This window comes from Curvibacter sp. Hmag1.1 (assembly GCF_059769165.1).
Map to the genome: position 1 here is coordinate 2255265 of NZ_JBMBGX010000002.1, position 18832 is coordinate 2274096.

The window sequence follows — 18832 nt, forward strand, 5'->3', positions numbered from 1 at the left end:
AACACGACGATGGCTACCGGTCCCACGCTCTCCCCCCGTTTGCAGCTTACGCGCGCACTGCGTGAGCGATTTCTTGCTGAGGCCGGCAAGGCACTGCTGGAGATCAGTGGGGCAGTCCAGGAGCGTTTGACCACGCTGATGGATGAGCTGACCAACGCTCGTGAGTCTCAGTTGCGCCGGGATATCTGGATGGCCTACAAGCAAAGTCGGCCGGTATGGATAGACGGAACCACCAAGGTCTGGCGTGATTGCCTGGAGCCGCCCAAGCAGAAGAAGGCATCGGGCTTGGAGTCTGCAGGTTTGGAGCTGGTAGGCACCGAGGTGGTGGAGAACAAGATTCTCGCCTCACGCATGGTGTTGGCGGTGAACGAAAAAGTATTGCCCCAGTTGGATGACTTGCGCATCCGCATCAAGTACCTTGAGGGGACGGAGGATCTGGAAGGGCACGATCTATTGAGGCCCGAAGTTCTGGTCCTCCTGCTCGTCGAACAGTGGGCGAAATCCGGGATGCCCGGAGAGTCATGGCCAATGGTCACCGAGGTGGTGCAGCGCCTTCTGATTGAGCGCTTGGTCGTGGCCTACAAAAATGCCAACGATTTGCTGATCAGCAAAGGTGTGATGCCGACCATTGAGTTGAAAGACCGCGTCAAGTCACCCACCAAGTCAGCTTCTCCGCGACCGCGTGCCCAGGTACCCGGTGTCGACACCCCCCCTCAGGAACATGGCTCCAGTGGCTATGGGGACATGGGCTATGGCGATGCGGGATATTCGCAAGGCCAGTTCGCCCAAGGCCAATACCCCCAGCAGGGTGGTGGCTACGGAGCGACCGGGTTCTCGTCTCCAACTGGGCGCGCAGGTTTGCAGCAGGGTTATGCGGCGCCTCAAAGGGGCGGTGCAGCTTCAGGGCATGGTGGTGTAGAGCAAGTGAGTTCGGCTCCACGCTCTGGCGGAGGCTTTTTCAGTGGTCGCTTGGGTTGGGGCGGAGCTTCGTCAGGTGGTGCAACAGCAGGCGGCATGGCGAGTGGACCTGCATCCGGACCACAAGGAGTCAGTACTTCGACCCCCACGCCCTTCTGGCGCCAGTCGTCTGGTGCGAGTAGCACCCCCGGGCAGGCCTATGGAGCCGCTGAAGAGACCCGTATGCTGACTGCTACAACGCCTTTGGCACGTGCAAGGAGTCGAGCGCAAGGTGTCATCGGACAAATCCGTAAATTGTTTGTAGCACATGGCGGTGGCGACTTTGTGGGCACAGAACATCACGCGCCGTCTCCAGCCTTGGCGGCTGCCATGGCTTATCAGCCGGCTGGTGGGGTAGGGTACGCTGCTGGTGGCACGATGTACGAAGATTACAGTCCCGCGGGCGTTGCGAAAGTTGCGGGCGACTTGCGTGAGAAGTCTGCCGAACTGAAGAAAAAAGCAGAAACCAAAGGTGAGAAAGCGACCATTGAGATCGTGGCGCTCATGTTTCAGGCCATCCTCGCGGAGGAGCGCATTCCGCCCGGAATCCGCGTCTGGTTTGCCCGTTTGCAGATGCCGGTTCTGCGCGTGGCCTTGGAGGACCCTGACTTTTTTGGTACAGCAACTCACCCGGCCCGTATGCTGATTGATCGCATGGGTTCCTGCGTTATGGGTTTTGATGCTGCAGGCGTTCATGGAAGTGCCATGGAAGCCGAGATCAAGCGTATTGTTCAGGTGATCGAACAATATCCGGAGACGGGCAAAAAGGTCTACCAGATTGTTTTTGACGAGTTTCAGAAATTTTTGTCCAAGTTCCTGACAGAAAAGGGTCCCGCACAAAAGGTGGTCGGAGTTGCTCAGCAAGTCGAACAGAAGGAAACGCTGGCAATCCAATACACGATCGAGATGCGGAACATGCTCAAGGACATGCCTGTCCGTGACGAGATCCGTGACTTCCTATTCAAGGTGTGGGCCGAGGTCCTGGCTGTGGCCGCAGTCCGCAAAGGTCCGCAACATGCGGACACGTTGGTGTTAAAGAAGTCAGCGACGGATCTTGTATGGGCGGCCAGTGCCAAGCCCAACCGTGCAGACCGGGCCAAAGTGATTCAGGATTTACCAAATCTGTTGCTCCGTTTACGTTCCGGAATGACCTTGCTGGCCATGGCTCCGTCTGAGCAAGAAGCTCATGTGAAGCGTATCAGCGATACCTTGGCGGATGCTTTCATGTCGAAGACACAGGCTATTCCGCAAGCGAAAATTGACGCCATGGCCCAGCGTCTTGGCAACCTGGAAGACTTCGTGTCTGAGGACGGCATGGGAGACTTGCCGTTGGATGCCGAAAGTATCGAAATGATGTTGGGTATCGATGCCTCGGCGATCGAGGTAGTGGCCAATGGTGGCTCCAAACCAACCGCAGCCATGATGGCGTGGGCCCAAGAACTCCAGCTCGGAACCTGGTACACACTGGACCACAACAACCAGATTACTCAGGTGCAATTTGCCTGGCGCAGCGATCGCAAACACCTCAACCTGTTTGCCTCGACCTCGGGAAAAAGTTTCCTGATTCAGGGTGGGCGTTTGGCGGCGTACTTGCAAGCCGGTCTACTTTTGCCCCAAGAAGAAGAGGCACTCACCGTGCGCGCTACGCGCGATGCGTTGGCCAAACTCGAGGCCAATCCCGAACGTTTGCTTGCCTGAGGATCTCTTTCTGTTCTGCGTTTAGTGCACGATTCGGATTTCGTGGTTCTCGCGGAGCTCATCCAGTACCAAGGCGTCGGGTTCCTGCCCGAAAGTCCAGAACACCATGAGGATGATGATCTTCAAGTCATCCAAGCTGATCGGGGCGCTGGTAATAGCCATGCTGCGGTCCATAACTACTTCCCGGATGTGCGCCGGCAAGACACCAGCACTCTCCATAAAGCTCAAATATCCCAAACACACGGGACCCAGCTGGTTCTGCTCTTGCACTGAATACACCCGCGCACTGCGGCTGGATGGAAGGTGCAACCAGGTGCTGTGCAGCACGGTAGGCGAATCGGTCGCAGCTGGTCGGGCAAATCTTGCCGCACTGCCCAGACCCGACAACCAGTCAAGGGCTTCAGAGATTTCACCCTCGTCAAAGCCTACCGCATTGAGTTTTCGTTGCAGGTGAGCCGACTCCGGGCAACCATCTTCTGCGTAATAGTTTTCGTAAACAAAGGCGAGGACTTCGAACATGGAAGCCAATATATCCCAGAAAAACCGCGGTGGATGAGCAGGTCTGAACTGCCCGTCTTTTCTCCGGATCAGTGAGTGCTGGGCCCGATTCAGGCTGTTCCGAGACGCTGGAACTTGCTACCGGGCAACCGCGCAACAAAACCGGATAGCTCGAGGCCCATCAAGAGAGCTTGCAGCGTAGCGGTATCCATTCCGCTGCGGTTTTGAAGTACCTCAAGGCTGGTAGGTTCAAACCCCAAAGCGTCCAGCAAGCCGCTCTCTAACCAAGAGAGGGAAGTCGCGGCAGATGGGCTGACTTCGCCGGTACCATTGGTTGACGTCGACGGGGCCCGCGCATCTGTCATCAAATTCAGTTCATCCAGGATGTCTTGCGCAGATTCCACCAATTTTGCGCCTTGCTTGATCAGCGCATGGCAACCCCGTGCTTGGGTGGAATGGATGGACCCCGGAATGGCGAATACTTCTTTACCCTGTTCGACGGCCATGCGAGCCGTGATCAATGAACCGGATTTCAGGGCTGCCTCGACGACCAAAGTACCCTTGCAGAGGCCAGAAATAATGCGGTTGCGTTTGGGGAAGTTGGCCGATAAGGGTGGGGTTCCCAGCGGATACTCGCTCAGAAGAACTCCGCCTGCGGCAATCCGATGGGCCAAGTCCAAATGGGCTTTGGGGTAGACCCGGTCCAATCCTGTGCCCACCACTGCAATGGTGGCGAGCTCATCCTTGAAGCTGCCCTCTAATGCGCCTCCGTGGGCAGCACCATCGATACCTAATGCCAAGCCTGACACCACAGTCAACCCGGCTTGTGCAAGGGCTGCGCTGAACTGTCTGGCGTTCTGAATGCCCTGTGGCGTGGGGTTTCGGCTGCCCACGACCGCAACGCCTCGCTGTGCACACCGTGCGAAACCGGAAGCCAGGTCCTGTACCTGCCCCATTGCATACAGCATCAGGGGCGGATCTTCGGTGTCAAGCAGCGCGAGTGGGTAGTCGTCATCGCCCAAAGTCAACACGCGCCGCTGATCGGGAGCTGCCTGCAGCCAATGCTGGGTAAGGTCAACCAGCTCTTCTAGGCCCTGCGGTACTTGTAGAAGGGCCTCAGCCTGCCGCTCAGTGACACAAACCCGGAGTTCAGACTCCGTGGCCTCAAAGATGGAGTTCGGGAGTCCGAAATGCTGAAGCAGACTGCGGGCGGTTACGTTACCGACGCCGCTGGTCAACTCAAGGCGCAGCCAGCTGCGCAGCTCCTCCGCATCCATGCCGGGGCGCATCCTGCTGGAAGTTCAGCGGGGATTGATCAGGCGGTCACCCACGCGCACGCCATCGATGATTTCGAGGATCAGTGCATAAGACACGCGCTCATAGGTACTGAAAACCATGAGCAGTCCGTTGCGCTCGTCAGGCAACTTCATCAGCGGTTTGGTCGGGTCTGACTTGTCCACGATACGGGCACCATCTTTCTGGATTGCAAGGACATGCCCGCTTTCAATGCCATCCCGCTTACCCAGATTGATCGCAACGACCTGATTTTGGGATGCATTGACGATGGACGTGCTGCCATACACAGACACGATGCGACCTGCGATCCGGCCCTCGGGCGCGCGGGGCGTGTAGCTTGCAAACTGCTTGGGTGGCTCAGGCAATAGCCGGTCACCCACACGCATCTCTTCCTTGGCAGAAATGATGTCGATGGTGGCGGGAACGACCGCACTGAGGGTGCTGCCCTCCGGCCCGTTCACATCAGTAGTGCTTTCGCCTCGGGCCAAAGTCGCCTTGCCCACGTACTGGGCTTCATAGGCCAGGATTTCGCCGGTACCGGGGTCTTTCAAAGGCGTCGCATTGCGGAATACGCGGAACAGTTGCTCCTTGTTCTGGTTGTCCAGCAAAGGAGTCTCGGTGCCACGCGCATATGCGCGATCGCCTCGAGCCAGAAGTACGCGCTCTTCCTGCGTCGCCACAATGCGGGCGGCGGCGCTCAGGCCCGCAGCGTCCACGATCATGGGCTCTGCGAGGAATGCCTCAATGACGCTTGTTCGCAGGGTGGGCAACGCGAAGTCTGGCAGGGTCTCAAAGCGGGTCCGTGGGCTGACGCGCACGGTCTCCGGGGCCGCGGCGCTCTCTCCAACCGGATTGGCCAGTTTCAGAGTGGCGACGCCATTGGCGCGCTCCAAAATCAAAATCTGGCCGGGGTAAATGCGGTGGGGGTTCTTGATTTCATCCAGATTCATGCCCCACAGCTCAGGCCAGCGCCACGGGCTCTTGAGGAACAAGGAGGAGATGCCCCACAGTGTGTCGCCACTTTTGACGGTGTAGCGGTCCGGGGCATTGGCGGCCAGCTCACTCAGTGGCACCCCTTTTTGGGCGACTGCAGTGGCCGTTTGGCGCTGCCCGCTCGTGATCGGGAAATTCTGCGCCCACGTGGCGGAAGTCGCCAGCGCGCCCGCCAGTGCAGCCAAGGCGGCAATTGCCAAGCGGGATTTCGCCATCAGGTGTGTCGTCATAGAGTACGAATCAGAGTGTGAACTTGATAATTTACGCGCGATTTTGCGCTCAAGCCCTTGATTCAGCAACGTTTTTGGGCTCGCTGTAATGCAAGCAAGCGTAAAAGTGGCGAAAATACCCACATCTCCAAGGCTGCATTCATGGCGCTACTTCCCATTCTCTGTTACCCCGACACCCGTCTTCACACCGTGGCTAAGCCGGTCAGCCAGGTGGATGACCGTATCCGCACCCTGACAGCGGACATGCTTGAAACCATGTACGACGCTAAAGGCATTGGCCTCGCGGCTACCCAGATCGATGTGCATGAGCGCGTGATCGTGATTGACGTGTCCGAGGATCGTGACCAACCCATGGTCCTGATCAACCCGGAACTCGTTTGGACCAGCCCGACCACCCACCTTAACGAAGAGGGCTGTCTGTCAGTCCCCGGCATTTATGACGGAGTGACGCGCTTTGACGCCGTGCATTGCAAGGCGCTGGACGCAAATGGCCAAAGTCGTGTCATTGAAGCGGATGGCCTGTTGGCGGTTTGCATTCAGCACGAAATGGACCATTTGATGGGAAAAGTGTTCGTGGAGTACCTCTCGCCACTGAAGCGCAACCGCATCAAAACCAAAATGATCAAAGCCAAGCGTGAGGAAGCGCGCTAAGTGCCGGCGTTGCAGCGCCCTTTGCGCATCATTTTTGCCGGGACTCCCGAGTTCGCCCGTCTTGCACTGGCCGAATTGCATGCTGCCGGGCACACCATTGCCCTCGTGATGAGTCAGCCCGACCGGCCGGCCGGTCGGGGCATGAAACTCCAGGCTTCCGCAGTCAAGCAGTTTGCGCTTGAGCATTCCATACCGGTGGCGCAGCCGCGCAGTCTGCGGCTGGATGGCAAATTTCCTGAAGATGCTGTGGCGGCACGACAGGCCATCGCTGATGCGCAAGCCGACGTCATGGTGGTGGCCGCTTACGGCTTGATCCTTCCCCAATGGGTGCTGGATGACATGGCCGCGCCACAGGCGGATGGACGAGTACGCTTTGGGTGCCTGAATATCCATGGCTCATTGCTTCCCCGCTGGCGCGGCGCGGCCCCCATCCACCGGGCGATCGAGCTGGGTGATCCGGAGACCGGCGTCACCATCATGCAGATGGACGCGGGTCTCGACACCGGTGACATGCTGCTCAAGGAGTCACTACCGATTGCGGCAGATGACACCACCGCCACACTGCACGATAAAGTGGCAGGGATGGGGGCCCGCATGATTGTGCAAACCCTGGGTCTGGCCTCCCAAGGCGCGCTGCAGCCCCGGCGCCAGCCGGACGAGGGAGTGACCTATGCCCACAAAATCGAAAAAGAAGAAGCACCCATCCGTTGGTCGGATGACGCAAGCAGCATCGTGCGCCGCATCCGGGCATTCAATCCTTTTCCCGGCGCCACGGCCGTGATGCAAGGCGAAACACTCAAGGTGTGGGGTGCCAAAGTCGGGAACGGTGTTGCCTCTGAAGAGTATGGACGCATTGTGGCCGTTGCGCCCGGAGGTATTGCGGTGGCTGCTATGAATTCCATAGTGATCATCACGGAGCTGCAGCGTCCGGGCGGCAAGCGCATGGCGGTGTCAGACTTCTTGCGCGGCATGCCGTTGGAGGTGGGTGCGCAGTTTGAGTTGCAGGCTTCTGCAGCGCCGGCCACCTGATGTTTTTTCTCGCCGAGAACCGCCGGCACCCGGAATTTCACCGGGGCTTTGCCGATATGGCGGGTTTAGCCCCCGGCATTGCGGCCTGGGGTTTGATGACCGGTGTGGCCATGGTCAAGTCCGGGCTGAGCACCGTGGAAGCGCTGCTCATGGCCACTACGGTCTTTGCTGGTAGTTCACAGTTGGCGGCCATGCCGCTGATTCAGGCGGGCGCTCCCATGTGGGTGATTCTGGCGACCGGGTTTTGTGTGAATCTTCGGTTTGTGGTGTTCAGTGCGCATTTGCGGCCCTACCTGATGCACTTGCCGCGCTGGCAACGTCTGGTAACGGGTTACCTGTCTGCTGATTTGACCTACGTGTTGTTCACCAAGCACTATCCCCAACCCGGCGCCAACACGGACGAGCGCGCAGCGCAGATGGCTTATCTGGCAGGCAACGGAGGCATCAACTGGGCGAGCTGGGTCACGAGCAGTGTGGTGGGCGTGATTCTGGCCAACTTTGTTCCCACTTCGTGGGGCTTGGGTTTTGCCGGCATTCTGGCTTTGGTAGGCATGTTGGCATCGTTGGCCAACACCCGCATGCGTTGGGTATCTGCCGGGGTGGCAGGGTCGGCGGCGGTGGCCGCCTTTGCCTTGCCGCTCAAGCTCAATATTCTGGTCGCCATTGCTGCCGCTGTGACGGTGTGTTTGCTCCTGGAAGCGCGCATTTCTGCAGCTACCGAAGAACGGCGGGTGGCCTGATGGCCAACTGGTTGGCGAACACCGATGTATGGACGGTGCTCACCATCCTGGGGCTGGCCTGTGTGACCGTGGTCGCGCGCTCGTTTTTCTTCATTTTTGACAAAGACTGGGTTATGCCGACGTGGGCGCAACGGGGGCTTCAATACGCACCGATTGCAGCCTTGTCTGCGGTCATCGTGCCGGAGATCGTGATGTTGCAAGGCCAGATGATTCACACCCTGAAAGATGCCCGCCTCTATGCGGTCGCAGGCGGTCTGGCTTATTTCTTCTGGCGGCGCGGTCAAGGGCAGGCGGTATTGGGCACCATTCTGTCGGGGATGGCGGTGTACCTGCCGCTGCACGTAGGGCTGGGCTGGTAGGGCGCAGGGCTGACCGGCCCCACACAGACAAGCGCGGTACGTTGCCGTTACGTTGTCGATACGCAGGGTCCGGTACAGAGCGCACTCCTACAATGCGGGCTGTTGCCGCTCCATGCGGACTCTGAGCCTGTTTTTCCATTCCCATTCTTCCGAGGTTGACCCCATGCAAGTGATCCGTTTCTCCGATCTGGTGGCCCAAGGCCAAGTGGCCGGCAAGCGCGTGTTTATCCGCGCGGACCTGAACGTTCCCCAGGACGACGCAGGCGACATCACCGAGGACACCCGCATCCGCGCCAGCATTCCCTGCATCGAAATGGCCCTGAAAGCCGGTGCCGCCGTGATGGTGACCAGCCACTTGGGCCGCCCCACCGAGGGCGAGTTCAAGCCCGAAGACTCTTTGGCACCCGTCGCCCAGCGCATGGGCGAGCTGATGGGCCGTGAGATTCCGGTGCTGGCGAACTGGACCGACGATGTAACGGTTGCTCCCGGCCAGCTGGTGATGCTGGAAAACTGCCGCGTCAACAAGGGTGAGAAAAAGAACAATGAAGAACTCGCCAAGAAAATGGCAGCGCTGTGCGACATCTTTGTGCACGATGCCTTCGGCACCGCCCACCGGGCAGAAGCCTCGACCTACGGCATCGCCCAGTTCGCGCCCATTGCCTGCGCCGGCCCCCTGCTGGCTGCTGAAATGGATGCCATCTCCAAAGCCCTGCTGGCGCCCAAGCGCCCTCTGGTGGCCATCGTGGCCGGCTCCAAAGTGTCCACCAAGCTCACCATTCTCAAGAGCCTGGCCGCCAATGTGGACCAGCTCATCGTGGGCGGCGGCATTGCCAACACCTTCATGCTGGCGGCAGGTCTGAAAATCGGCAAGAGCCTGGCTGAGCCTGATTTGCTGGCCGAAGCCACCGCTGTGATCGAAGCCATGAAGGCGCGTGGCGCTGCGGTGCCCATCCCGACCGACGTGGTGACTGCCAAAACCTTTGCGGCCGATGCGCCCGCCACCATCAAGGCCGCGACCGAGGTGGCAGACGACGACCTGATTCTGGACATCGGCCCCCAAACCGCCCAAGCCTTGGCCGAGCAACTCAAGAAGGCCGGCACCATTGTGTGGAACGGCCCGGTCGGCGTGTTTGAGTTCGCGGCCTTTGAGAACGGTACCAAAGTGATCGCGCACGCTATTGCCGAGAGCAGCGCCTTCAGCATTGCCGGTGGTGGTGACACACTGGCCGCGATTGCCAAATACGGCATCGAAAAGCAGGTGGGTTACATCTCCACCGGCGGCGGTGCTTTCCTTGAAGTTCTGGAAGGCAAAACCCTGCCGGCCTTTGAAATTCTGGGCAAGCGTGCAGCGGGCTGATTGCTCCTAAATATGTAGCTGCCCGCGCATACAAATCGGGCGCAAAAGGCACTTTTGGTATGTAATCAAAAGTGCCTTTTTCTTTAGGGCTCTCCATGCCATTCAGACCGCAGTGGCGGCTGGCGTGCCCTGCATCACCGTGCTGCGTATCTGGCCGGGCCCGCTGGCTTTGGCCAGCGCGAGTTGGGCGCTGACTTCTTGCAAAAAGCCGTCAACCTGTCCCGCCGCGGCATGGGTGCGTGTCACCAGCCCGATGCTCACGGTGATGTGTTGCATGGCGGTATGGCCCGGCTGCAGCTGGCCCAGATCGCGCACGCGCTCGGCCATGTCATTGGCCAGCTTGCGGACGTCGGCAGGCGAGGTGTCCGGCAGCAGGCATGCAAATTCCTCCCCGGCAAACCGGGCCACCAGGTCAGCCGGTCGTCGCAGCACACCCTTGAGTGCCACGGCGATTAGACGCAGGCAATCATCACCAGCCTGATGCCCATAGCGCGTGTTGTAGGCGCTGAAATGGTCTACGTCCACCAGAATCAAGGAGAGCGGTAAGCCGCTGCGGGTGGAGCGCCCCCACTCTGATGCCAGCTGCTGGTCGAAATAGCGCCGGTTGAACACGCCTGACAGGCCGTCCAGAAGCACCAGCTTTTTGAGCATGTCGGCCTGGAACTTGAGTGTGAGGTGGGTATGCACCCTGGCGCGCACTACGGCAGGGTTGATGGGCTTGGCAATAAAGTCCACCGCCCCCAGGCTCAGGCCATGGGTTTCCTGTCCGGGGTCGGCGCGGGCTGTCACAAAAATCACCGGTATGGCGGCAGTCGCCGGGTTGGCCTTGAGCGCCTTGCACACTGAGAAGCCGTCCATCCCCGGCATCAGCACATCCAGCAGCACCAGGTCCGGCGGATCACTGCGACAAAGTGCCAAAGCCTGCTCGCCACTGGTGGCCATGTAGAGCTGGTAGTCGTCGCACAGGGTCTGCACCAGCAATTCCATGGGCAGGGGTTGGTCGTCTACTACCAGAACCTTGGGCTTGCCGTGGGTGCTGTCCAGCAGGGCAGCAGTGTGGGTGGCAGCGGCGTTCATGGTTTGGGCAGGTGGGTGAATGAAGACGAAAAGGGCACCATTCCATCATGGGTTGTCAGACAAGCCGCTTGGTACTTACCCGCCACCGCAAAAACATCTTGTGCCCTGCATGTAACCGGGATACATACAAGCATGTGAAAATAGGTAACTACCTCTAGGAGACAGACATATGCCGCGCCGCGCCACCAAAATTGTTGCCACCCTCGGACCCGCCTCCAGCGATGCCGCCATTCTGGAGCAGATGATCCGCGCCGGCGTGAACGTGGTTCGTCTGAATTTCAGCCACGGCAAAGCCCAGGACCACATCGACCGCGCCCGTTTGGTCCGTGAAGCAGCACAGCGTGCCGGCCGCGAAGTTGCCATCATGGCCGACCTGCAAGGCCCCAAGATCCGCGTCGGCAAGTTTGCTGAAGGCAAGGTGTTTCTGGAGCAGGGTCAGAAGTTTGTTCTGGATGCCGGCCGTACCGAACTGGGTGATATTGATGCCGTCGGCTTGGACTACAAGTCCCTCCCCCAGGAAGTGAAGGCCGGCGATGTTTTGTTACTCAATGACGGCTTGATCGTCATCACTGTGGACGCTGTGATCGGCGACCAGGTGCACACCACCGTCAAGCTCGGTGGCGAGTTGTCTAACAACAAGGGCATCAACAAGCAGGGTGGCGGATTGACCGCTCCCGCCCTGACCGGCAAAGACATGGAGGACATCCGCACTGCGATGAGTTTCCAGGCGGATTACGTGGCGGTGAGCTTTCCCAAAAACGCCACTGATATGGAAATGGCTCGCCAGTTGTGCAATGTGGCAGCGGCTGAATACAACCATAAGCCCGGCCTGATCGCGAAGATTGAACGCGCCGAGGCGATTCCAAAGCTGGAAGAAATTCTCCTCGCCTCCGACGGCATCATGGTCGCCCGAGGTGACCTCGCGGTGGAAGTTGGCAACGCCGCCGTGCCTGCGCTGCAAAAGCGCATGATCAAGCTGGCCCGCGAGCACGACAAAGTGGTGATTACCGCCACCCAGATGATGGAGTCCATGATCACCAATCCGGTGCCTACCCGCGCCGAGGTGAGCGACGTGGCTAACGCGGTGCTGGATGGCACGGACGCCGTCATGTTGTCCGCTGAAACTGCGGCCGGCAAATATCCGCTGGAAACCGTGATCGAGATGGCCAAGATCTGTCTGGCTGCCGAAAGCAGTGAGATGGTCAAGCTGGATGCGGACTTCACCGGAAAGACTTTTACCCGCATTGACCAGTCGATTGCCATGGGCGCTTTGTTCACTGCTCACCACCTGGGTGCCAAAGCCATTGTGGCGATGACAGACAGCGGAAGCACCGCTTTGTGGATGAGCCGTCACCTGATCCATGTGCCGATTTACGCGCTGACCCCCAAGGTCAGCACCCAGCGCAAGATGACGCTGTATCGCAATGTGCGTCCCTTGTTGATGGGCACCAGCGCCGACCGCGACACCGCATTGATGGATGCCGAAAAGCACCTCAAGACCCGCAGCATTGTGCAAAAGGGCGACATTTACGCCATTACTTGTGGCGAACCCATGGGTGCTCCGGGTGGTACCAACATGCTCAAGATCTGCGCAGTCAGCTGATTGCAGCTTGGCGATCACAAAAAAGGGAGCTGTGGCTCCCTTTTTTGTGCCCGCGTGAGGCCTGATTAGGCGGGTTAACCCTCGGCGGTTAGAATCCGGCAACGGTACAAGTTACCAAGCGGTTACATGAATTGGCCGCTGCAGGTTATTAACTTCCTGGGGATAGAAAAATGGCACTCGTTTCCATGCGCGAGCTTTTGGACCACGCTGCAACGCATAACTATGCGATTCCAGCGTTCAACGTCAACAACCTGGAGCAGGTTCAGGCCATCATGGAGGCGGCCAAAGAAACCGGCGCTCCTGTGATCATGCAAGCCAGCGCCGGCGCCCGCAAATATGCCGGTGAGCACTTTCTCAAGCACCTGATTCAGGCCGCTGTGGAAAGCTACCCCACCATCCCCGTGGTGATGCACCAGGACCATGGCCAAAGCCCTGCCGTGTGCCAAGGCGCCATCGACCTGGGCTTCAGCTCCGTGATGATGGACGGCTCCTTGGAGGCTGACGGCAAAACGATCGCCAGTTTTGAGTACAACGTCGAAGTCACCCGCAAGGTGGTCGACATGGCCCACAAGCTGGGCGTGACGGTGGAAGGTGAGCTGGGCTGCCTCGGCTCCCTGGAGACCATGAAGGGCGACAAGGAAGACGGCCACGGGACCGATGCTGTCATGACCCGCGAACAACTTCTGACAGACCCTGAAGAAGCCGCTGAATTCGTCAAGCGAACCCAGCTGGACGCCTTGGCCATTGCTATTGGCACCAGCCACGGCGCTTACAAGTTCACCCGCCAGCCTACAGGCGATATTCTGGCCATCGAGCGCATCAAGGAAATCCACGCCCGTATCCCCAATACCCATTTGGTGATGCACGGCTCCAGCGCCGTACCCCAAGACCTGTTGGCAGCCATCAACCAGTATGGAGGCAAGATGGCTCAGACATGGGGCGTGCCGGTGGAAGAGGTGCAGCGCGCTATTCCTTTCGGAGTGCGTAAAGTCAACATCGACACGGACATCCGCATGGCTATGACCGCTGCTGTGCGCAAGTTCATGTTCGAGAACCCTGAAAAGTTCGATGCCCGCGAGTGGCTCAAGCCCGCCCGTGAGGCAGCCAAGCAGCTTTGCAAGCAGCGTTACATCGAGTTCGGTTGCGAAGGTCGAGCTGCCAGCATCAAGGGCCATAGCCTGCAAGTCGTCGCAGGGCAATACGCCCGCGGTGAGTTGGCGCAAGTGGTGCAGGACATGGCTGTGGCTTGAAGTCCTCAAGTTCGATCTAGCAATGGCCGCTTGTGCGGCCATTTTTTATGAGGTCGAGGGAGTTAGACTCCCCGCACTTTTCTATAAATGCGGGGAGACAATATGCGACGTGGGTTCGTAGGGTTCATGCTCGGGACGTTGATTTTTTTGGTTGGATGCGAGACCGCTAAACCACGATACTTTTCGCCTCCGAACGACTATGTTCCCCTTGCAAAGATAAGTGTAGAAAGTCGTTTTAAAGCCGTTGAGATTACAAGCCAAAGCATTGGCGAAGAAGTAAATAGATGTGTTCCCCCACTCAATGCGTCCAGTAAAAATGTCCAGCAATTGGCTGGAAAGCTGCCCTTACCAACGGGCACGATGACTGCTCTCGGGCATGCCAGCTCAGCCCATCAGTTCTTGGTTCGTGGAACTTCGTCAATATGTTTACGTCAGAGCGACGCTCGGCATTTCATCCTTGCATCAGATTCATTGCTGGATACTGTGAATCCAGTCGGAGTACCGCCAGATGTGCAGGAAGAGTGGTACCGGAATATCGCGCTGAAGCTGGCACAGAATGGCTCGGTCAAGGTGATTTATGTCTTCGGTAGTGGTGGCAATGCAAGCGCTGTGTCATATTGGTTTGGTACCGGTCAATCTGACAACAGTACGCTCTACTACAGCCAGGAGTTCAAGAAGGCAGGATCATGGGACGCCAATGCTTATGGCCTTGTTTTTAGACACATCAATCTCGCCTCCATCTCAGAAACAAAACGCAACGGCGTAGGGAGAAAGAGCGATTTCGTCCCTGTGAGTCGATAGCCCAGCATTTGCGCAACCCTCGAACTTGCGATAATCCAAGGCCTCGCCTTCCATTCCGGGGCGAAGCCTTTTTACTTTTGTGGACGCCATGACTTCAGCTTTGCACACCTCCGCCTTGTCCCTTCCCTTGCTCGCTCGTGGCAAGGTACGCGATAACTATGCTGTGGGTGAAGACCGCATCCTGATGGTGGCCAGCGACCGTTTGTCTGCGTTTGACGTGATCATGGGCGAGCCCATTCCCGGTAAGGGCGCGCTTCTGACCCAGATGGCCTTGTTCTGGTTTGAGAAGCTGGGCAAGAACGGGGCGGACGTCTGTCCTAACCATCTGACTGGCGATGCGCCTGAAAGCGCTGTAACACCTGCCGAAGCGGCGCAGGTCGCGGGTCGCTCCATGCTGGTCAAGCGCCTCAAGCCCCTGCCTGTCGAAGCCGTGGTGAGGGGCTATCTGGCAGGCAGCGGCTGGAAGGAATACCAGCACAACGGCGCGGTTTGCGGTGTGCCATTGCCCGCCGGCCTGCAAAACGCCAGCAAGTTGCCTGAGCCGATTTACACCCCGGCCGCCAAGGCTGCAGTCGGTGACCACGACGAGAACATCACTTTCGAGAAAACCGTGGAGATGATCGGATTGGATTTGGCTACCCGCATCCGCGATCTCAGCATCCAGATTTACAAGGTGGCCGCTGAGTTCGCCTTGACCAAGGGCATCATCATTGCCGACACCAAGTTCGAATTTGGTTTGGACAAAGACGGTACCCTGACCCTGATGGATGAAGTGCTGACACCGGACTCCAGCCGCTACTGGCCGGTGGAAAGTTACCAAGTCGGTACCAACCCGCCCAGCTACGACAAGCAGTTCGTGCGCGACTGGCTGGAGCAAGCGCTGGTGGATGGCAAGCCCTGGGACAAAACCCCCCCGGCACCCCGCGTGCCCCGCGAGGTGATTGAGAAGACGGCCGACAAGTACCGCGAAGCCCTGCAGCGCTTGACGACCTGATCGCTGCTCAAGCTGCTACGACGGAAACGCCCCTTTGAGCGATGTTCAAGGTGACATCGTCTTGGGGGGACCAGTGGCCTTGGGCATCCGAGGCCACGACGAAGATGGGCCCTAAAACGGTCTCTACCGTCAACTCCTGAAAGCTCCCCAAGTAGGCCGCTTTGCTTACGGTGCCTTGCAGGCCCGAGCTGTGTCCGGGATGGACGGACCATGCTTCGGGGCGAATCGCCACTTTTACCGGGCCTGCGTTCAAGCGACGCGGTGTTGAGAGCGTCAAGGGGCCCAATTCCACAGAGCCGTTTTCCAGGCATTGGCCATTGAGCAACACTGCTTCGCCCATGAAGCCTGCAACAAATTCAGTTTGCGGGTTCTCGTAAAGTTCGCGTGGGCTTCCGGCCTGTGCAATCTGCCCTCCGTTCATCACAATGATCTGGTCGCTGACGGCCAAGGCTTCGCTCTGGTCATGGGTCACGTAAGCCACCGTCAGTTTCAGCCGCTGTTGCAGTGCCCTGATTTCTTCGCGCATGGACCGGCGCAAGCGTGCGTCCAGGTTGGACAGCGGCTCATCAAACAAAAGCACAGAGGGCTCCAGCACCAGCGCACGTGCCAATGCCACGCGTTGCTGTTGCCCCCCAGACAGTTCTGCGGGGTAGCGGCTCTCGTACCCCCCCAGGCCTACGATGGCCATGGCTGAGCGGGCACGTTCGCTCACCTCCTGTTTGGGTACGCCGCTCACGTTAAGTCCGTAGGACACGTTCTCCAGCACCGACATGTGGGGGAACAAGGCATAGCTCTGAAAGACCATGCTTACGTTGCGCTCCGCCGGCCCCAGGTGGGTGACATCGCGGCCGTCAATGAAAATTTGGCCGCTGGAGGGCGACTCCAGCCCGGCGATCATGCGCAGGGTGGTGGTCTTGCCACAGCCGGACGGGCCGAGGATGGTGGTCAGCGTCCCTTTGGGAACATGAAAGTCGATCGCGTTGACCACCAGAGGGCTTTGGGCGCCGCCGTAGCGCTTGGAGACTTGACGGAAAGAAATGCCTGTGTTGTTCATGGAAGTCGTCATCCGTAATTATTTCAATGAGCAGTCGCAGCGTTGCGGCGGCCGAGTTTGCGTTCACCCACTAGGGCTTGGACCAAGAGGGTGCTGCAGGACATGAGCAGGATCAGCACCGTGCAATACGCCAACGCCACACCGTAGTCACCATTGCCTACGCGGCCGATGATGTAAGTGGTGGACAGCTCGTACTGCGCCGTAACCAGGAAGATCACGGCAGACACGGTGGTGATGGAGCGTACAAACGAATACACCAGTGCTGCTACCAGCGCCGATTTGATGAGGGGCAATACCACCAGGCGTAAGGTAGTGAGGGTGTTAGCGCGCAGCATCAGAGACGCTTCGTCCAGTGAGCGATCCAATTGCTTGAAGGCGGCAGTCCCTGCACGTACCCCTACAGGCAGGTTGCGGAACACAAAGCACAAGACGATGATCAGCCCGGTACCCGTCAGCTCCACAGGCGGTACGTTGAACGCCAAGATGTAGCTGACACCAAGCACCGTGCCCGGAACTGCAAAAGTCAAAAGTGCAGAGAATTCGAAACTGGCCTTGCCCCGGAACTCCGCGCGCGCCAGCAACCAGGCAATCAGCAGGCCGAGGCCCGCGCACAAAGGTGCCGCCATGGCTGCCAGCGACACGGTGGTGAACAGCGAGTTCCAGGCAGTACCTGCCCAGACCACACCGTAGTCTCCCCATTGCACATCAAAGGCAGTGCGGAAGTGATTCAGTGTGAGCGTGTAGTCACGCCCCCAGGTCTGGACGAAACCACCGGCGAAGGCAAAGAGGTACACCACCAGTGTGAACACCAGCCAGGGACCTGCCACACCCAGGCATAGCTTGCGGATACCTGCGGGGAGGGGCATGGGCAAACCTGCATCGCCCTTGCCGGCAACCGTGGTGAAACTGCCTTTGCCAAGAACCCTGCGCTGGATGAAGAAGACTGCAAGGGCAAACACCGTCAGGATCAGCGACAAGGCCGCGGCCATTCCCGGGTCCAGGGACGCTCCCACAATGGCAAAGAAGATTTCTGTCGACAGTACGGCGAACTGCCCGCCGACTACGATCGGGTTCCCGAAGTCCGCCATGCTCTCGATGAATCCCACCAAAAATGCATTGGCCAAGCCCGGCTTGAGCAAAGGCAGGGTGACGGTCCAAAAAGTCTGCATGCGACTGGCGCGCAGGGTCTGGGAGGCTTCCTCCATGGAAGGGCTCACGCCTTGCACCACACCGCGCATGATCATGAAGGCAATAGGGGTGAAGGCGAACAACTGCGCCAGCCAGACACCGAAGAAACCATAAAACCAGCGCGTGGGCTCAATGCCAAAAGCCCATTCCAGATATTGATTGAAGAGCCCGGCACGCCCAAACAACAAAATCAGCCCCAAGCCCACAACAAACGGCGGTGTGATGATGGGCAACATGGCCAGAATGTTGAGCGGCTTGGCTAATGCTTTTGCTTCCCGCTCTGCCCAGAGTGCGATCAAGGTACCCAGGAATGTGGTCCCGGCGGCTGTGAGCAGTGCGAGACCCAGAGTGTTCCAAGCTACACCGCAACGGCCTTGGCCACTGATACATCCGAGGCCCCAGATGCGGGCAGTGCCGATCCGGTCCCACAGGGCGCTGATGGAGAATAGTCCCTCGTCATTGAGCACGCTGCCAATCAAGGACTTGAGAACCGGGTACACCACAAACAGCGCCAGCAAGGCGGTACAACACAACACGGCACCGGCTACGAAGGCGTCACCCTTGAATCCTCCTAGACGTGCTACGCCGATGGAGAGCAGTGCCAGCAGGCTCACTATCAACACCATGGCGCCCCACCCCATGCCCGGCTGGGTGTAGTCCGTGGCGCCTGCCAATGCAGTGAGCCAATCCCAAGTCCACCCCACCATACCGATGGCAAATCCGCTGAAGACCAGCCCTGCCAGACCCAGGCCAGCGCCACTGCACAACAACAGACCCTGGCGGCGCGGTGTATGAGTGAATACAGCGGAGGCTGCCAGTAGTAGTCCTGCCATGCCCACCCCCAGCCAGGGGCGGGCATGGCTGCTCATTTGAGTCCAGCCGTTGGCACTGGCAGCGGCGCCCCACAGGCCGGGCAGGGCCTCCAAGAGGCTCCCTCGTTGAAGAAAATACCAGGGCAGCAGCACAAAGGCCGCAGCGCCAAGGGCGGCCCAAAGGGCAATGACGCGGCGGGTTCGCCACGGGTGAAAAGTGTTCATGTCATCCAGCGTGAGGCAGG

General features: G+C 58.9%; 16 protein-coding genes. 10 read left to right on the forward strand and 6 right to left on the reverse strand.

The features are described from left to right. Nucleotides 1–9 precede the first annotated feature (9 nt). Complete coding sequence (locus ACOAP0_RS11295) at nucleotides 10–2655, forward strand: DUF1631 family protein (RefSeq protein WP_498376482.1); 2646 nt, start codon at nucleotides 10–12, stop codon at nucleotides 2653–2655. Between the two features lie 21 nt (nucleotides 2656–2676). Here the strand turns inward: ACOAP0_RS11295 and ACOAP0_RS11300 are convergent, their stop codons facing one another. The 3 genes from ACOAP0_RS11300 to ACOAP0_RS11310 form a co-directional block, all read right to left on the reverse strand. After that, entirely contained in the window at nucleotides 2677–3174 is a 498-nt protein-coding gene (locus ACOAP0_RS11300) for a Smg family protein (protein ID WP_498376483.1), read from the reverse strand. Nucleotides 3175–3263: 89 nt separating this feature from the next. Then, nucleotides 3264–4430, reverse strand: coding sequence for a DNA-processing protein DprA (gene dprA, locus ACOAP0_RS11305; protein WP_498377772.1), 1167 nt, complete (start codon nucleotides 4428–4430; stop codon nucleotides 3264–3266). A gap of 24 nt (nucleotides 4431–4454) precedes the next feature. Then, nucleotides 4455–5672, reverse strand: a complete 1218-nt coding sequence (locus ACOAP0_RS11310; protein WP_313868366.1) for a LysM peptidoglycan-binding domain-containing protein — start codon at nucleotides 5670–5672, stop codon at nucleotides 4455–4457. Nucleotides 5673–5813: 141 nt separating this feature from the next. On the opposite strand from ACOAP0_RS11310, the gene def reads away from it, so the two are divergent. The 5 genes from def to ACOAP0_RS11335 all read left to right on the forward strand — a co-directional run bounded on the left by def (nucleotide 5814) and on the right by ACOAP0_RS11335 (nucleotide 9808). Then, a complete protein-coding gene (def, locus tag ACOAP0_RS11315) occupies nucleotides 5814–6323 on the forward strand; it encodes a peptide deformylase (protein WP_313868367.1) in 510 nt (169 codons plus the stop codon). A 21-nt stretch (nucleotides 6324–6344) separates the two neighbouring features. Next, on the forward strand, nucleotides 6345–7352 hold the full coding sequence (fmt, locus tag ACOAP0_RS11320; RefSeq protein WP_498376484.1) for a methionyl-tRNA formyltransferase: 1008 nt from the start codon (nucleotides 6345–6347) through the stop codon (nucleotides 7350–7352). Next, nucleotides 7352–8092, forward strand: a complete 741-nt coding sequence (locus tag ACOAP0_RS11325) for an AzlC family ABC transporter permease (RefSeq protein ID WP_498376485.1) — start codon at nucleotides 7352–7354, stop codon at nucleotides 8090–8092. The genes fmt and ACOAP0_RS11325 overlap by 1 nt, the downstream gene beginning before the upstream one ends. Next, the gene (locus ACOAP0_RS11330) at nucleotides 8092–8451 is read left to right on the forward strand and encodes an AzlD domain-containing protein (RefSeq protein WP_313868370.1); all 360 of its coding nucleotides are present in this window, start codon (nucleotides 8092–8094) and stop codon (nucleotides 8449–8451) included. The genes ACOAP0_RS11325 and ACOAP0_RS11330 overlap by 1 nt, the downstream gene beginning before the upstream one ends. A gap of 163 nt (nucleotides 8452–8614) precedes the next feature. Continuing rightward, nucleotides 8615–9808, forward strand: a complete 1194-nt coding sequence (locus tag ACOAP0_RS11335; protein WP_498376486.1) for a phosphoglycerate kinase — start codon at nucleotides 8615–8617, stop codon at nucleotides 9806–9808. A 102-nt stretch (nucleotides 9809–9910) separates the two neighbouring features. On the opposite strand, the gene ACOAP0_RS11340 is transcribed toward ACOAP0_RS11335, so the two are convergent. After that, a complete protein-coding gene (locus tag ACOAP0_RS11340) occupies nucleotides 9911–10885 on the reverse strand; it encodes a diguanylate cyclase (RefSeq protein WP_498376487.1) in 975 nt (324 codons plus the stop codon). Nucleotides 10886–11054: 169 nt separating this feature from the next. Between ACOAP0_RS11340 and pyk the strand changes: the two genes are divergently transcribed. The 4 genes from pyk (at nucleotide 11055) to ACOAP0_RS11360 (ending at nucleotide 15533) form a co-directional block, all read left to right on the forward strand. Next, nucleotides 11055–12488, forward strand: coding sequence for a pyruvate kinase (gene pyk / locus ACOAP0_RS11345; RefSeq protein ID WP_087495966.1), 1434 nt, complete (start codon nucleotides 11055–11057; stop codon nucleotides 12486–12488). A gap of 170 nt (nucleotides 12489–12658) precedes the next feature. After that, entirely contained in the window at nucleotides 12659–13738 is a 1080-nt protein-coding gene (fba, locus tag ACOAP0_RS11350; RefSeq protein WP_498376488.1) for a class II fructose-bisphosphate aldolase, read from the forward strand. 102 nt (nucleotides 13739–13840) lie between these two features. After that, nucleotides 13841–14539: a hypothetical protein gene (locus ACOAP0_RS11355; RefSeq protein ID WP_157673177.1), complete on the forward strand. Its 699-nt coding sequence runs from the start codon at nucleotides 13841–13843 to the stop codon at nucleotides 14537–14539. 88 nt (nucleotides 14540–14627) lie between these two features. Further along, a complete protein-coding gene (locus ACOAP0_RS11360) occupies nucleotides 14628–15533 on the forward strand; it encodes a phosphoribosylaminoimidazolesuccinocarboxamide synthase (protein ID WP_498376490.1) in 906 nt (301 codons plus the stop codon). A gap of 7 nt (nucleotides 15534–15540) precedes the next feature. Here the strand turns inward: ACOAP0_RS11360 and ACOAP0_RS11365 are convergent, their stop codons facing one another. Continuing rightward, entirely contained in the window at nucleotides 15541–16587 is a 1047-nt protein-coding gene (locus ACOAP0_RS11365) for an ABC transporter ATP-binding protein (RefSeq protein ID WP_481874796.1), read from the reverse strand. Nucleotides 16588–16610: 23 nt separating this feature from the next. After that, nucleotides 16611–18812: an ABC transporter permease gene (locus ACOAP0_RS11370; RefSeq protein WP_087495971.1), complete on the reverse strand. Its 2202-nt coding sequence runs from the start codon at nucleotides 18810–18812 to the stop codon at nucleotides 16611–16613. Between the last annotated feature and the right edge of the window lie 20 nt (nucleotides 18813–18832).

Bases quoted from the DNA above. Each gene is read 5' to 3' on its own strand.
- ACOAP0_RS11295 (WP_498376482.1), top strand. From the start codon at position 10: ATGGCTACCGGTCCCACGCTCTCCCCCCGTTTGCAGCTTACGCGCGCA.
- ACOAP0_RS11300 (WP_498376483.1), bottom strand. From the start codon at position 3,174: ATGTTCGAAGTCCTCGCCTTTGTTTACGAAAACTATTACGCAGAAGAT.
- pyk (WP_087495966.1), top strand. From the start codon at position 11,055: ATGCCGCGCCGCGCCACCAAAATTGTTGCCACCCTCGGACCCGCCTCC.
- ACOAP0_RS11335 (WP_498376486.1), top strand. From the start codon at position 8,615: ATGCAAGTGATCCGTTTCTCCGATCTGGTGGCCCAAGGCCAAGTGGCC.
- ACOAP0_RS11330 (WP_313868370.1), top strand. From the start codon at position 8,092: ATGGCCAACTGGTTGGCGAACACCGATGTATGGACGGTGCTCACCATC.
- ACOAP0_RS11370 (WP_087495971.1), bottom strand. From the start codon at position 18,812: ATGAACACTTTTCACCCGTGGCGAACCCGCCGCGTCATTGCCCTTTGG.
- fba (WP_498376488.1), top strand. From the start codon at position 12,659: ATGGCACTCGTTTCCATGCGCGAGCTTTTGGACCACGCTGCAACGCAT.
- def (WP_313868367.1), top strand. From the start codon at position 5,814: ATGGCGCTACTTCCCATTCTCTGTTACCCCGACACCCGTCTTCACACC.
- ACOAP0_RS11355 (WP_157673177.1), top strand. From the start codon at position 13,841: ATGCGACGTGGGTTCGTAGGGTTCATGCTCGGGACGTTGATTTTTTTG.
- dprA (WP_498377772.1), bottom strand. From the start codon at position 4,430: ATGGATGCGGAGGAGCTGCGCAGCTGGCTGCGCCTTGAGTTGACCAGC.
- ACOAP0_RS11310 (WP_313868366.1), bottom strand. From the start codon at position 5,672: ATGACGACACACCTGATGGCGAAATCCCGCTTGGCAATTGCCGCCTTG.
- ACOAP0_RS11360 (WP_498376490.1), top strand. From the start codon at position 14,628: ATGACTTCAGCTTTGCACACCTCCGCCTTGTCCCTTCCCTTGCTCGCT.
- ACOAP0_RS11340 (WP_498376487.1), bottom strand. From the start codon at position 10,885: ATGAACGCCGCTGCCACCCACACTGCTGCCCTGCTGGACAGCACCCAC.
- ACOAP0_RS11325 (WP_498376485.1), top strand. From the start codon at position 7,352: ATGTTTTTTCTCGCCGAGAACCGCCGGCACCCGGAATTTCACCGGGGC.
- ACOAP0_RS11365 (WP_481874796.1), bottom strand. From the start codon at position 16,587: ATGAACAACACAGGCATTTCTTTCCGTCAAGTCTCCAAGCGCTACGGC.